General features: G+C 60.4%; 8 protein-coding genes and 4 pseudogenes. 9 read left to right on the plus strand and 3 right to left on the minus strand.

The window, feature by feature from the left end; genetic code table 11:
• On the minus strand, positions 1–121 hold a 121-nt coding region (locus M3461_20515), incomplete at its 3' end, for an FGGY family carbohydrate kinase (protein MDQ3776563.1).
• A gap of 9 nt (positions 122–130) precedes the next feature.
• On the opposite strand from M3461_20515, the gene M3461_20520 reads away from it, so the two are divergent.
• The 8 genes and pseudogenes from M3461_20520 to M3461_20555 all read left to right on the plus strand — a co-directional run bounded on the left by M3461_20520 (position 131) and on the right by M3461_20555 (position 10,945).
• Complete coding sequence (locus tag M3461_20520) at positions 131–1,993, plus strand: IS91 family transposase (protein MDQ3776564.1); 1,863 nt, start codon at positions 131–133, stop codon at positions 1,991–1,993.
• A 724-nt stretch (positions 1,994–2,717) separates the two neighbouring features.
• Positions 2,718–3,559: pseudogene (locus M3461_20525) on the plus strand (DUF11 domain-containing protein).
• A gap of 69 nt (positions 3,560–3,628) precedes the next feature.
• A complete protein-coding gene (locus M3461_20530) occupies positions 3,629–3,748 on the plus strand; it encodes a hypothetical protein (protein MDQ3776565.1) in 120 nt (39 codons plus the stop codon).
• Positions 3,749–3,861: 113 nt separating this feature from the next.
• Entirely contained in the window at positions 3,862–4,227 is a 366-nt protein-coding gene (locus M3461_20535) for a BON domain-containing protein (GenBank protein ID MDQ3776566.1), read from the plus strand.
• 633 nt (positions 4,228–4,860) lie between these two features.
• A pseudogene (locus M3461_20540) lies at positions 4,861–4,968 on the plus strand (calcium-binding protein).
• Positions 4,969–5,139, plus strand: coding sequence for a hypothetical protein (locus tag M3461_20545; GenBank protein MDQ3776567.1), 171 nt, complete (start codon positions 4,969–4,971; stop codon positions 5,137–5,139).
• Between the two features lie 372 nt (positions 5,140–5,511).
• On the plus strand, positions 5,512–8,526 hold the full coding sequence (locus tag M3461_20550; GenBank protein ID MDQ3776568.1) for an Ig-like domain-containing protein: 3,015 nt from the start codon (positions 5,512–5,514) through the stop codon (positions 8,524–8,526).
• An 88-nt stretch (positions 8,527–8,614) separates the two neighbouring features.
• Positions 8,615–10,945, plus strand: a complete 2,331-nt coding sequence (locus M3461_20555; protein ID MDQ3776569.1) for a DUF1929 domain-containing protein — start codon at positions 8,615–8,617, stop codon at positions 10,943–10,945.
• Positions 10,946–11,457: 512 nt separating this feature from the next.
• On the opposite strand, the pseudogene M3461_20560 reads toward M3461_20555, so the two are convergent.
• Positions 11,458–11,747 (minus strand): annotated as a pseudogene (locus M3461_20560) (IS1 family transposase).
• A 170-nt stretch (positions 11,748–11,917) separates the two neighbouring features.
• Positions 11,918–12,697: pseudogene (locus tag M3461_20565) on the minus strand (hypothetical protein).
• Between the two features lie 55 nt (positions 12,698–12,752).
• On the opposite strand from M3461_20565, the gene M3461_20570 reads away from it, so the two are divergent.
• Complete coding sequence (locus M3461_20570) at positions 12,753–13,553, plus strand: peptidylprolyl isomerase (protein ID MDQ3776570.1); 801 nt, start codon at positions 12,753–12,755, stop codon at positions 13,551–13,553.
• The last annotated feature ends 172 nt before the right edge of the window (positions 13,554–13,725 follow it).

The following is a 13,725-nucleotide window of genomic DNA, read 5'->3' on the forward strand; positions in this document are numbered from 1 at the left end:
CGGGCTCAGGATAGATCTGTGGATGCTCCTCCTGGGCCATGCGGAGGAGGGCCGCACGCTCGTCGAAGAGGAGCGCCCGCGAGCTGGTCGTGCCTTGGTCTAGGGCGAGGAGATAGCGCATAAGGGCCGTATGGTACAGGGTCCGCGTCTACCGCGGCCCGTCTCATCGAAGGGTCCGACGAAGGCCACCCGAGCCGGATATCTCGATTCGTCCGGGATATGCCGCGGCTCATCCTGGAGCAGTCAGGACTACCTCATCACCGGTGGCGGCGCCGTCCTGGCCCTCGCGGCCCTGACCTGGCTCACGGGCTCGCTCACCTTGGGCTTCGCGCTCACCTGCGCCCTCGCCGTGACGATGATCGCGACCATGCTGCTCGGCAGCCTCCTGATCAAGAGCACCCCGCGGAGAGCGCTGCCGTTGCCAGACGCAGCAACCGCATGCTACGGTCAATACCGACAGCCTTCAAGGAAGAGCAACAGCTCAGTGACGATGGGCAAAGCGGTGCAGCCTGCGCCGGGAAAGCGCGACCCCTACGAGCGGCGGCGCCCCGAAGAAACTACCCTCTACCAGCTGGTACAGGAACACCTCGAGACCTTCTTGGCCCAAGTCGAGCTCGAGACCGGGGCAGGCCTACCCGATTTTGTCAAAGAGGAATTCGATGCCTTTCTTCAATGTGGCATCCTAGCCCACGGCTTTCTACGCCTGCGTTGCGCCGACTGCGCCCATGAAAAGCTCGTGGCCTTTTCCTGCAAGCGGCGTGGATTTTGTCCCGCCTGCGGCGCCAGGCGCATGGCGGAGACCGCCGCTCACCTGGTCGATCACGTCATCCCCCGGGTGCCGGTGCGGCAGTGGGTGCTCTCGTTTCCGATCCCGCTTCGCTTGCTGTTCGCTACACATCCCCAGTTGCTCGCGCCCGTCTTGCAGATCGTCCACCGGGTCATTGCCACATTTCTGATCAAACAAGCCGGACTCCAACGCACCCACACCGGCGCCGTCACGCTGATCCAGCGTTTCGGATCGGCCGCCAATCTCAATATCCATCTGCATTGCCTCGTGCTCGATGGGGTCTATCGCACCACCGGCGGTGTGCCGGTATTCCACGCCGTGCGCGCCCCCACCCCCGGCGAGCTGCAGGCCTTACTGCTTCGGATCGTCAAGCGCCTCATGAAGTTCTTGACGCGCAAGGGCTTCCTCATTGAAGAGCAGGGGATGACCTACCTCGCCAACACCGATCCGGATCTCGCGCTCGGGCCCCTGCGGGCGGCAGCTTGCACCTACCGCATTGCCCTCGGGCCCCGGGCGGGCCAGAAGGTGCTGAGCTTGCAAACCGTCCCGACACGAGAGCCGCCACTGACCCCCGTACGCTGTGTCAACGAGCAGGGCTTTAGCCTCCATGCCGAGGTGTGCTGCGGCGCCCATCAGCGCAAGAAACTCGAACACCTGTGCCGCTACATCACCCGCCCCGCCATCGCCAATGAACGGCTTGCACTCAACCGGGCCGGGCAGGTGGTGCTCACACTGAAGACACCCTATCGGGATGGCACGACCCATATCGTGATGTCACCGCTGGAATTCATACAACGACTCGCCGCGCTGGTTCCCCGTCCACGGTTGCATCTGATCCGCTTCCATGGCGTGCTCGCACCCAACGCCAGGCTACGTCCCGACATCATTCCATCCTTCGGGCGCGAAGCAGGCAACCTCCCTGTGCCTGGCTTTCCGAACGTGCCGGTCAACGTCAATACCCCCTCAGCGGACCACAGTGAGGTGCCCCCTCCCGCAGCACCTGCCCCCATGAGCTGGGCCCGGCTGCTCAAACGAGTGTTCGAGATCGATATGGAACACTGCTCCCAGTGCGGCGGCACCTTGAAGATCATCGCCGCCATCGAACATCCCCCCGTGATCGCCAAGATCCTCACCCATCTCGGCTTGCCCGCCCGAGCACCGCCCCGAGCAGCGGCCAGGGCCTTCGATCTATTCCAACTGGCCTGATCCCCCCTCCGATCCCCGATCCAATCCGGTTCAGCCCCTGCATTCGCTCGCTTGAAATTCCTATTCGCTATTCGCTCCTATTCGCTCGCCGACCACCCGCTCACCCCCTCACTGCCTGGTAGGAGGTCGCGTCTGCTACCCCCTGCCACCGAAGGATACGACCATGAATTCCGACGAAATACACGTAAAGCGATACCGAAAGGCATATGTGATAACAACCGGCATAGCGTGTTGACGCTGCTGTGGTTGAACGAGTTGGCGACGAAGAAACACACCGCTTGTGATCAACCCCCCAATTTGGGGGGATGCGCATAGTTAGCTAATACCGTATGTATTACCAATGCTGCCCGTCTTCCCGATTGGGCTCTGGATCTTCTCGTTCGTACCGATGCTTCATTCTCGTCAGAGAGTCAGGCTGCTCGGCCTCCTGCTGGCGCTTTCCCTGGTGCATGTGAGCCCTCCCGCGCAGGCTGGCGTGGGGCCGGGTGGTATCGACGCGGTTGGCGTCGCCGTGGTGCTGAAGAAACCGAAACCACCGAAACCACCGAAACCACCGAAACCACCGAAACCGCCGAAACCGCCCGCGCCGGAGCCACCGCCACCGCCGCCGCCACCACCGGAGGCACCGCCGCCAGCGCCGCCGTCGCCGCCGCTAAACCTTACCCTTGCCGTATCCGATGCGCCCGACCCGGCTACCACTGGCCGGCCCATCACCTATACCCTCATGATCCGGAACAACGGACCTAGGAGCGCCAGGGGCGTTAAGCTCACCGATGACCTGCCTGCGGGCGTCACGCGGGGGGCGGTCACGACGACTCAAGGCTCCTGCAGCGGCACCGACTCCGTAGGTTGCAACCTCGGCGGGATCGCAAGCGGCGCCCAGGCTACCGTGACCGTCAGCGTCACCCCTATGGCGCCGGGCACGATCACCAATCAGGCCTCGGTCGAGGCGAACGAGACCGATCCGAATGCGGGGAACAACTCGGTCTCGACCGCTACCACGGTCGTCGACGTGATCAGCACGACGCCGTTGGGTCTGGAGAATCCTCAGCCGGCCGGTTGCGAGCTTGTGAATGGGGAGATCGCCTGTCCTGAGACGACCTCCATCAGCTTCGATGTCGACATCCCAGCCGGCGCGAGTTTTATCGAGTTCGACTATGCGTTCTACGGCGCCGATGAAGGGGATTACGGGACCGTGTTCCTCGATGTCCCTGCGACAGTCTCCGAGCGGACAGGCCCGAGCGTCCTGCAAGGAAGCGCAGCACGGAACAACGGGCCTTCTGCTTCCGTGAGCCCTATCGCCGTGCTGTCACCCTCGAGCGCCCCGCCAGAAGGTCTCTTTCAGGGCTCAGGGCTTATTCCGTTGTCCAGCTCCCAGAAAGGGCGCAGGGCCATGATGACGATGTCCAACCACCCGACAGGTCAGCCAGGCTCTGTATTTCTCCTTCGGCATTTCCGCACCGTATCTGCATGTCCGGCAAGGTGTTTCGGCAAGCGTGCCACGATCTGCGGCACTGGCGGCCGCGATCGCCTAACGGGTACAGCGGGGAGGGATGTGATCGTCGGTCTGCAAGGCAACGACACCATCAAAGGGCTAGATGGCAACGACCTGATTTTGGAGGTAGCGGCAAGGATATGTTGTTCGGTGGTCGGGGAAGGGACCGGCTCGACGGAGGGCCGGGCAAGGATACCTGTATAGGCGGTGGCGGCGCTGATACCGCCGTCAGGTGCGAACAGAAGCGCGGGGTTCCTTAGGGGGAAGGGCGCTTCCACGGATGGTGGTCGTTTCTCGGCAAGATCGCTGGCCCTCGGGATCGAGGCGGCCCAGATCTTGCCTAAGGACAATTGGTTTGATATGGAGATTACACATGAAAAAAGCTCTCACGGCCGCTTGCGCGGTCACAATCCTAGTTGCATTGTCGGCACAGGATGCTTCGGCAGCCACGGCCGCGGAGCAGCCAGTTCAAGCATCGGGCGAGGCTACCGAGGAGATGCACGAGGCCAACGAGGCCGTCGGGAAGCTTACCGACGATACGGTGATAACGACGAAGGTCAAAGCGGCGCTGTCGCAAGACCCAGGCACGGCTGCCCTAGGGATCGGCGTGGACACCTTGATGGGCGGGGTGCGGCTGAGCGGATCTGTCGATAGTGTCGACAAAAAACAGAGAGCGCAAGATATCGCCGAGCGCGTAGACGGCGTTATCGCCGTGGACAATGCGCTGTCGGTGAAGTGATTGAACAAGCATTTCATCGTTATAACTGCCGTCATGGTTATCGGCCTGGTCGCACTATCGGCGACAGCGAATGGTCAGGAGACGTTTGAGACAGTCACCCCAGACTTTGTCGTGGCCTGCACCAGCACAGAGCAACTGTGTGATCCACCGTTTTCCGTGTCAGGTGAAATAGGATCGGTTCTCCAGGTACAGTACTTTGTTCGCAGTACTCATTGTTCGTCTGTAAGGGTTCATCTTTTCGTCGATGGAACCTTAAAGGTAACCACAGGGTTCTTAGGCTGGCCTGACGCTCCATCCCCATTTGCAGAATTACCATTGGATACAGGACTTGTTGATTTAGGACCTGTGTCGCCGGGCGCACATCTAATCAGTGTTCTGGCGGAAGGCCAAGTAAGCGGCTGTAATGTTGGCAAGCCTTCCAGTTGGGGTGGCAGCTTAAAAGTGCTCACTAACGCGCCCATTTCACCTCTTACCATAACGGTGCTACCTCCCGGCCTGCCTCCGGGCCAGCTTCCGGGCCAGCCTCCGGGCCAGCTTCTGGTCCAGCCTCCCGTCCTATGTAACGGACTGCCGGCGACCATCGTCGGGGACGGTAACAGCAACACGAACTTCGGGACCCCGGGCAATGATGTCATCCATGGCCTGGGCGGAAACGACACGATCGCCGGGCTCGGCGGCAACGATGTCATCTGCGGTGGTCCGGGTCGCGATAGCTTGTCCGGCAATAGCGGCAACGACAAGCTGTTCGGAGACGCGGGAAACGATGTCCTGAAGGGAGGAACAGGCCGGGATCGGCTGTTCGGGGAAAGTGGCAACGACGTCATGGATGGGGGACCGGGTTCCGATCGATGCGACGGCGGAAGCGGTACCGATAAGGCCAGACGCTGCGAAAGGACGACCCGCGTGCCCTGACCCCGCCCGAAGCGCGTCGGAAGAGCGCCGTCCCGGTCTCTCGACCCGGGGCAATGGCTGTATCGTGGGGGCCTAGCAATGAGCGCTAACCCATCAACACTCGAGGCCCGGTTATGACACAATGAGGGGCTCTGGCAACTCTTTCTTCCATAGCGCCCGGCCAGGCCATCGTTTCCTTCGCGCGACCACTCCAGGCCAGCATCGATCCGAATCCGTTCAGGCTGCTCATGATCGATTGACGGACCGACACGAACGGCGAGGCCAGGTTGTGGGACAAACCGCCTAGAGCCTGGACGGAACGATCCGCGCCAGCGCCGCCGACGACACAAGCATTGCGCTTTGGGACGTAAGTTAAGCGATGAGGGAATTACCATGGACGATGATATTTATCAAACAGGGCCCTCGCCAAGAAGGAATCCTACATATGGACGTATGAGTGTATGGCTTCTCTTCTATGTAGTTGCCGTCGCATTGGTGGCGTCGGCGAACGCACTAGCGGGTCCCTGCGATGCGCCTGTCCTTAATCCGATTGTATGTGAGAATTCAAAACCCGGTAACCCGCCCTCCGAGTGGGACATAAGCGGCGCTGGCGCCGCTAGTATCCAAGGATTTGCGACCGATATTAGCGTCAATCAGGGTGGAACCGTCAGATTTAAAATCGATACCGATGCGACAGCTTACCGGATCGATATTTACCGGCTGGGCTACTACAACGGAATGGGGGCTCGCCTGGTCGATACAGTTCTGCCTTCTGCGGCCCCACAGATTCAACCACTATGTTTCGGCGACTCCGCGACCGGACTCATCGACTGCGGTAATTGGCAAGAGTCGGCGGCATGGACAGTCCCGTCAGACGCCACGTCCGGGATTTATTTTGCGAAATTGGTACGTGAGGACGGAACGCCTGGAACGAGTCACATTGTTTTCGTTGTCCGAGACGACAATGGGGCTTCAGAATTGCTGTTCCAGACTTCCGACACCACCTGGCAAGCCTACAACGATTATGGTGGTAACAGTCTCTATACTGGGGCGCCCGTCGGCCGCGCTTACAAAGTAAGCTACAACCGCCCGTTTAACACACGTGGTAATCAATATAGTAGGGCTTGGTTATTTGGAGCTGAATATCCGATGGTACGCTGGATCGAGGCCAACGGCTACGACGTCAGCTATTCTACCGGAGTGGACAGCGATCGAAGAGGTGCGGAGCTTCTCGAGCATGCAGCTTTCCTTTCCGTTGGGCACGACGAATATTGGTCGGCGGCACAGCGGACAAACGTCGAAGCGGCACGTAATGCCGGAATTCACCTGGCCTTCTTTAGCGGCAATGAAGTCTTTTGGAAGACGCGATGGGAATCGAGCATCGACGGATCGGGTAAGCCGTATCGCACGCTGGTCTCGTACAAGGAAACACATGCTAACGCCAAGATCGATCCGCTTCCCAACGTGTGGACCGGTACCTGGCGCGATCCACGGTTCAGTCCGCCGGCGGATGGCGGTAGACCCGAAAATGCGCTTACGGGCACGATATTTACCATGAATTGCTGTAGGGAAGATTCCATCAAAGTGCCGGAGGCCCTTGGTAAGTTACGGTTCTGGCGGAATACGAGCGTAGCCACACTGGCGCCTGGCCAGGTTGCTACCTTAGCTCGTGGGGTGATTGGCTATGAGGCGGACGAAGCACTTGACAATGGTTTTCGGCCTCCTGGCTTAGTCAAGTTGTCGTCCACAACTTTGAATGTCGGCTCCTATCTTCTTGATTATGGATCGACTTATGGGTCCGGTACCGCTACGCACAGTTTAACGGAGTATCGGCATAGTAGCGGTGCATTAGTCTTCAGCGCAGGGACCATACGTTGGCCATGGGGATTGGATGTGAACCACGACTTTGATGCTGCGACACCAAACGTAACGACCACACCCGACATCCGTATGCAGCAGGCGACAGTTAACCTATTCGCCGATATGGGTGTACAACCAGCGACATTGCAAAGCGGTCTGGTCGCAGCCACACCGCCTCCACCGACCCTGACGGTGCTGTCGCCGAGCAGCGCCACTGCGGGCGGGTCAGGCTTCACGCTAACCACGACCGGAAGCAATTTCGTGAGAGGCTCTGTCGTGCGCTGGAACGGCGCCAACCGGACCACGACGTTCGTGAACCCGACGCAGCTCACTGCGGGGATCCCGGCCGCCGATATTGCGTCGCCCGGCGCTGCGCAAGTCGTCACCGCAGCGAATCCTGACGGTGCAGTCTCGAATGCACTGACATTCACGATCGCGCCACCGCCCCCTGATACTACACCGCCAACGGTGACGTCGGCGTTACCGGCTGACGGTGCCACGGGCGTCAGTACCACGACGACGGTGTCCGCAGGCTTCAGCGAGCCCATGGACCAGGCAACCATCAGCACCACGACCGTCAAGCTAGCGGCTGGGAGTAACCCCCCGGTGTCCGCCACGGTGACCTATACTGCGACGACCAAGACTGCGACGCTGACCCCGAGCAGTGCGTTGGGCGCGGGGGTGCTCTATACCGCCACGGTGCAAGGGGGCGCCGGTGGGGCGAAGGATGTGGCGGGCAATGCGTTGGCCACGGACTTCAGCTGGTCGTTTACGACGGCGACTACGCAGACGGTGCCGGTCGCGGTTGCTGACACGTTCCTTTACCGTGCCAAAAACCGCAAACAAAGGCGTAACCGGCGACGCATACTTCGCACGGTCAATGCACCCGGACCCCTGGGCCTCGGTGTCCTCGCCAACGACACGGATGCGGACAACCACCCGCTCACGGCGCAGTTGGTGAGCGGTAGCCTGACGGGTGGCGGCACGTTGAACCTGGCCAGCGACGGTTCGTTTACCTACCGCAGGGCCACGAACTCAAACACGGTGAGCTTCCGCTATCGGGCAAATGACGGCAGCGCGTTGAGTGAACCGGCAACCGGCACGACGGTGAACCTACGTGTCGATGCGGCGCCGACAACCGCTGGAGACAACTGCAGGTATAATCGCAGCGCCAATACGGTGACCCAACCCACACGTTGTACGGTGACGGGAACCCGAGTCGTTCAGATGAATGTGGTGCTAAACGACACCGACCCTAACGTGACCACTAATACACCGACCGATGGCGTCGGTCTAACGGTCGTTCCCGGCACAATGCTCATTACTGTAGCGGGCTCGGGCGTGACCGTCAATGCTAATTCAGCCTGCGGCCAGGGCGCCCTTGGGACGTTGGCGACGCGCGCGACCCTCACCAATAATTGCGACGGAACGGTAACCGTGACGATGAGAGCAATTAATATCCGACGAATCGTCTATAGCTACCGCGTACGCGACGACTTGGGTGCGCAGTCCGCCGCACAACAGGTTACTTTGCGTAGCGTTCCGTAACAGAGGGCTAAGACTTCCGAAGACGGGAATAGTCTGTACCGGCGAAAGGGTAGGCCCGTAGTACGGAGCAACAATCGGCAAGGCGCAAGTGGAGGTAGCGCTGTTCATATTGAACGCTACCAATCTACCTTACAGTTGCATAAAAACTTCAACCAACAGACAAATGGAGATTGTTGTGACGAACCAATATCAGCGTTTTAGCATCAGGCAGTTCCGTGACACCGGGATGAAAATCGGGACGATCAGCGTCGAAAACTGGGCTAGCTGGCCCCTTAAGCTAATCCTGGCGGTGTCGGTCTTAGCATTCACCGCATCGCCGGTTTTCGCTCAGGTCGCCGCCGATCCCAGAGCCCAGACAGGCGAGTGGTCGCCGGTAATGGATTGGCCGCTGATTGCGATGCACACGAACCTATTGAAAAACGGCATGGTACTGGTGTGGGACGAGGAATCCACCACAACTCGGCCCCAGCTCTGGGATCCGGCGACGCAGACGTTTACCCTCACTCCCCTCGTCAACCGTGAGCTCTGGTGCTCCGGTCACGCTCAGCTGGCTGACGGAAAGATTTTCGTCGCCGGCGGTCATACGCCCAGTGCCGGTGAAGTCGGAATCAATACCACCTTTCAGTACGATCCGGATACCAACACCTGGACCCCGACCGCTGATATGGCCTACGATCGGTGGTACCCGGCGTTGACCAAACTGAGTGATGGACGCGTCTCCATTGTCAGTGGACAGATCACGACCGATGTTTTTGCCGACATCCCTGAAATCTATGATCCAGCCGATGGCTCGATCAACACCCTGACGACGGTGGCAACGACCCAATTGCAGGAAGAAGAGTATCCAGCCAATTTCCATCTGCCGAATGGAAAGATCCTCGCCATATCGCCGGAACATGGTCCAGTGCAGCTTTTGGACCCAAACGCCAGCACATGGACGAATGTCAACACCACTCCTGTGACCTTAGGCTCGGCAGTTCAGTATCGCCCAGGAAAGATTTTGATGTCGGGGGGCGGTATGAGCTTTTTATCTCCATCGCTCGGCCGCACAGCCATCCTGGACATGAACGGTGCCACTCCGGCATGGAGACAGACTGCCTCGATGTCGTTCGGGCGCTACATGCATAATCTCGTGATGTTGCCGACGGGAGTTGTACTGGCAGTCGGCGGATCATCTACGGCCGATACAAGGGCGACAAATGGCCCGCTCCCCGTGGAGACATGGGATCCAAACACAGAAACCTGGACGACCCTGGCCTCGTTGCAAGATCCGCGAATGTATCATTCGACCGCTCTGCTCCTTCCCGATGGCCGAGTGCTCGCCGCTGGAGGCGGCCACGCTTTTGGACCTCCACCGGATCTTTTTTCCGCTCAGGTTTATTCTCCACCTTACCTATTCAAAGGACCAAGGCCTACGATTACGAGCGCACCTGACGCTGTGCCGTACGGCTCACCGCCATTCATTGTCGGCAGCCCGGACGCTACGACCATCACTTCCGTAGCACTGATTGGTCTCGGCTCGGTGACCCACGGCACCGATATGAATAGTTTTTATACCGAACTTTCTTTCAACAGAACTGCCAACGAACTGATCATTGACGCTCCGGAAAACGGCAACGAAGTACCACCGGGGTACTACATGCTCTTCATTGTGGACGCCAATGGTGTACCCTCAGTTGCCAAAATCCTTCAGATCGGCTCAGCATCTATTCCACCACCGCCTCCACCGCCTCCACCGACCCTGACGGCGCTGTCGCCGAGCGGCGCCACTGCGCGCGGGCCAGGCTTCACGCTGACCGCGACCGGAAGCAATTTCGTGAGAGGCTCTGTCGTGCGCTGGAACGGCGCCAACCGGACCACGACGTTCGTGAACTCGACGCAGCTCACTGCGGGGATCCCGGCCGCCGATATTGCGTCGCCCGGTACTGCGCAAGTCACTGCAGCGAACCCTGACAGCGCAGTCTCGAATGCACTGACATTTACGATCGGGAGCACGCCCCCGCCGCCGCCTCCGCCCCCGCCGCCGCCTCCGCCTCTCGCCACAACGGTCCAGCCTCCGGTCCTATGTAACGGACTGCCGGCGACCATCGTCGGGAGCGATGGCAACGATTATCTTGTCGGCACCCCGGACAATGACGTCATCCATGGCCTGGCCGGCAACGACACGATCTTCGGCCTCGGCGGCGACGATGTCATTTGCGGTGGTGCAGGTCGCGATAAGCTGTACGGCAATAGCGGCAACGACAAGCTCTTCGGAGGTGCGGGAAACGATGTCCTCAAGGGAGGAACAGGCCGGGATCGGCTGTTCGGGCAAAGCGGCAACGACGTCATGGACGGGGGATCGGGTTTCGATCGATGCGACGGCGGAAGCGGTACCGATAAGGCCACACGCTGCGAAAGGAGGACCCGCGTGCCCTGACCCCGAGATCCGCCCGAAGCGCGTCGAAAGAACGCCGTCCCGGTCTTTCGACCCGGCGGTCCCGAGTCATCCGCGTACCCGTACCCGATCCGGCCCTTGGCCCGCCCTTGGCATAAGTTTACGACGCCCATACGGAGCCCAGGGACGGACTTCGTCAACGGTTGTCGTAGCCAAGGAGGTCCAATCGTCAGCGGCGGGCAACCCGGTCGGGGGGCCTGGCCCCGCCGTTTTTTTCTGGTCAGCTCGGCATCACTTCGCTACGTTGGTTTGCACGATTTACTTGCTTCCCATGTTGCTATATCGGATGGTTACACTTCGTTCAGCAAACTCGGCAAGGGCAAGATATTGCCCACTCGTCCCTTGAACTCCTAGAGGGAGACAAAGGGGATGAATATGGCATCGTGGACAGGATACTCAAACGCCCACATTCCAAGAATCGCTTCCACAACCGCGGCGAGGCGGGCTTAGGTCCGTTATAAGGTCCGTTAAAGTCCCAGTTTGCCAGGGGTGGCCACTTCTTCCAATGACCAGACGTGATCGGACACCCCAGCGGCCATCGCGTCGTGATCCGTAGTGTCTTGTGGGACACGCCCGAAGTTGTACCAGTGCAGGGCGACAGCGTGGGCATGGTTCTCAACCTTCTTTGAAAAGGCGTTGGTCAGCCGGGTGAATCGGCGCATGCTCATGCGCATGGTGAGGTTTTGGCGCTCAACGTAGCTCGTGCTGATGTAGGTCGGGTACGGACGCTCCGGCAGCAGGCCCGCCCTGTGCCGACGATCTGCGGCGGGCTGTAGCGCCTCTGACTTTCGAACAGTTGCCCGTAGGTCTTGGTGAACTGGGCGTAATCGATGGCCGCTCCGAAGCCTTCCTCAACCGCCTGCCCACCCCGAGCGTGTCTAAATGTCTGAAGATGTTTGACTAGGGACTTTTGCTGCGCTCGTCGTGTACACCATCGGTTGTGCGCGGATCTAACTAAGGAACGCGCACTTGCTGCAGTCCGTCTACGGGTCCGCGTTGGAACCGGTCGCGTTCGATCTCGTCGGTCACGGACCAGGGCTTACCCTGGGATCGGATAGAGCTTGTGCATCTCTTTGAGATTGAACGGGCGCGAGCCGATGCGGCCGAAGACGGCCATCTGGTGGCCGGTCTCGTCTACGGCCCGGTCCCGGTAGGCCCTTGGACAGGGCCAGCGCGGGGCTCGAGGTCGGATATGTGGCGATCAGCTCGGGATGGGGCTCGGGGCTGAAACCGTAGAAACGCGGCTGGCTGTTCGGCGAGATGAGTTGCAGCACCTTGAGGCCGTTCTTTCCGTCGGCGACATAGGCGAACAAGCTCGCGTTGCTGCTCGTGACCACGACATCGCGCGCGTCGTCGAGCGCACCGCCGGCGTTGTACATCGCATAGACTTTAGTGCCTCGGGGCGCTCCATGTCGATGATCGCGAGCCCCTCGCTGCCGTCAGCCACATAGGCATAAGTCCGGGCGACATAGATCCGATGGCGTCCCGCAAGGGCACGCGCGCCGCCCCCACCACCCCCGGCTTCCTGAGATCGGTCACGTCCACGACGCGCAAACCCGTGCCATCGAGCACGAACAGGTAGCGGAACTGCAGGGCGCTGGCGCGCATGTCGGCGATCTTCACCGTCACCGCCAGCTTGGGTTGCAAGGGGATGTCGAGGTCGAGTATCACCAGCCCCGCGTCGGCCGCGATGTAGAAGTAGTGACCGCCGATGGTGATGTGCCGTGCGCCGGAACCGCTGGTCCATTTCCTTCTCCTGGGGGCGGGATTGTTCGTCGCCTTCGGCCTCGTGGGCGAGCGCACCGGCAGCGAGCCGGGAGAGATCGTCACCACGCAGGGGCAGATCGAGTCGCTGGCGATCGGCTTCGCTCGCACCTGGCAACGTCCGCCCACGGACCCGGAGCTGGAGGGTTTGATCCGCGACTATATTCGCGACGAAGTCTATTACCGCGAGGCGATGGCACTCGGGTTGGATAAGGATGACATCGTCATCCGCCGCCGTCTTCGGCAGAAAATGGAATTCGTCCCCGATGATATCGCCGCCCAAGCCGAGCCCACCGTTGACGAGTTGAGCGCGTATTTGAAAGCACACCCAGAGACGTTTCGAGTCGAGGGGCGGTTCACGTTCCGTCAGGTCTATCTCAACCCGGATCGCCACGGCCAAAATCTGGCGCGCGATGCCGAGGTACTCCTCGCGAAGTTAAACGAGGCCGGCGGCAAAGCCGATGTCTCGGCGCTGGGCGACCCCTTCTTGCTTAGCCATAAGTTCGAGGCGGTGCCGGGCAGCGAGGTCGCGAAGCAGTTCGGCGAAGCGTTCGCGGCTAAATTGGGTGCGCTTTCGCCCGGCCAATGGCAGGGGCCGGTCGAGTCGGGCTACGGCGTGCATCTGGTGTTCGTCGGCCAGCGCGCGAGGGGACGCGTTCCCGCGCTGGAGGAAGTCCGAGAAGCCGTGCGACGCGAGTGGGCCAACGCCGAGCGGCTGGAAGCCAACGAGAAGCTCTATCAAGGGCTGCTCAAACGTTACACAGTGACCATTGAGCGCCCGCAGCCGGCGGACAATGACAGGCTCGCGGCGGAGAGGGGGCGATGAGGTATATAAAAAAAGCCCTCCTTGTCTTCTTGCTGCTCGCCGCCTAGAGGCTGAATAGCGAGCTCGAAGGGCTCGGTCTCGGTGGGTTGATCGGGCCGCGTAAATAAGATGATACCTGCTGCCAAGTCGGTCGTCGCCATGATGTACTCCAATCTACGAATATGGCGCTCAA

Source organism: Pseudomonadota bacterium (genome assembly GCA_030860485.1).
In the GTDB taxonomy this organism is placed as follows: domain Bacteria; phylum Pseudomonadota; class Gammaproteobacteria; order JACCXJ01; family JACCXJ01; genus JACCXJ01.

Bases quoted from the DNA above. Each gene is read 5' to 3' on its own strand.
- M3461_20520 (MDQ3776564.1), top strand. From the start codon at position 131: ATGGTACAGGGTCCGCGTCTACCGCGGCCCGTCTCATCGAAGGGTCCG.
- M3461_20535 (MDQ3776566.1), top strand. From the start codon at position 3,862: ATGAAAAAAGCTCTCACGGCCGCTTGCGCGGTCACAATCCTAGTTGCA.
- M3461_20550 (MDQ3776568.1), top strand. From the start codon at position 5,512: ATGGACGATGATATTTATCAAACAGGGCCCTCGCCAAGAAGGAATCCT.
- M3461_20530 (MDQ3776565.1), top strand. From the start codon at position 3,629: ATGTTGTTCGGTGGTCGGGGAAGGGACCGGCTCGACGGAGGGCCGGGC.